We start from the raw sequence: 747 nt of genomic DNA, 5'->3' as shown, positions 1-747 counted from the left end.
GAGGTCGGCCTGGACGTCTTCGCGACCGGTGAGCACCACAACCCGCCGTTCGTGCCGTCGTCGCCGACCACCATGCTCGGCCACATCGCGGCCCGCACGCAGAACCTGATCCTGTCGACGTCCACGACGCTGATCACCACCAACGACCCGGTGAGGATCGCCGAGGACTACGCGATGCTCCAGCACCTCGCGGACGGGCGCGTCGACCTGATGATGGGCCGCGGCAACACCGGCCCGGTCTACCCGTGGTTCGGCCAGGACATCCGCCAGGGCATCCCGCTCGCCATCGAGAACTACGCGCTGCTGCACCGGCTGTGGCGCGAGGACGTCGTCGACTGGGAGGGCAAGTTCCGCTCGCCGCTGCAAGGCTTCACCTCGACGCCCAGGCCGCTGGACGGTGTCCCGCCGTTCGTCTGGCACGGCTCGATCCGGTCCCCGGAGATCGCCGAGCAGGCCGCGTACTACGGCGACGGCTTCTTCCACAACAACATCTTCTGGCCCATGGAGCACACCAGGAAGATGGTGGGCCTCTACCGGAAGCGGTACGCGCACTACGGGCACGGCACGCCCGAGCAGGCCGTCGTCGGCCTGGGCGGCCAGGTCTTCATGCGCCGCAACTCGCAGGACGCCGTACGGGAGTTCCGTCCGTACTTCGACAACGCGCCGGTCTACGGACACGGCCCGTCCCTGGAGGAGTTCACCGAGCAGACCCCGCTCACCGTCGGCTCCCCGCAGCAGGTCATCGAG

General features: G+C 68.7%; 1 protein-coding gene. It reads left to right on the top strand.

Annotated elements, in window-relative coordinates; genetic code table 11:
• The coding region (locus tag PUR26_RS00350) for a CE1758 family FMN-dependent luciferase-like monooxygenase (protein WP_329868067.1) at positions 1 to 747 on the top strand (747 nt) is incomplete at both ends.

The organism is Streptomyces sp. SP18CS02 (genome assembly GCF_036322365.1).
Taxonomy (GTDB): domain Bacteria; phylum Actinomycetota; class Actinomycetes; order Streptomycetales; family Streptomycetaceae; genus Streptomyces.
Note: the sequence above shows the minus strand (reverse complement) of the source record. Positions and strands in the feature narration are given on the sequence as shown.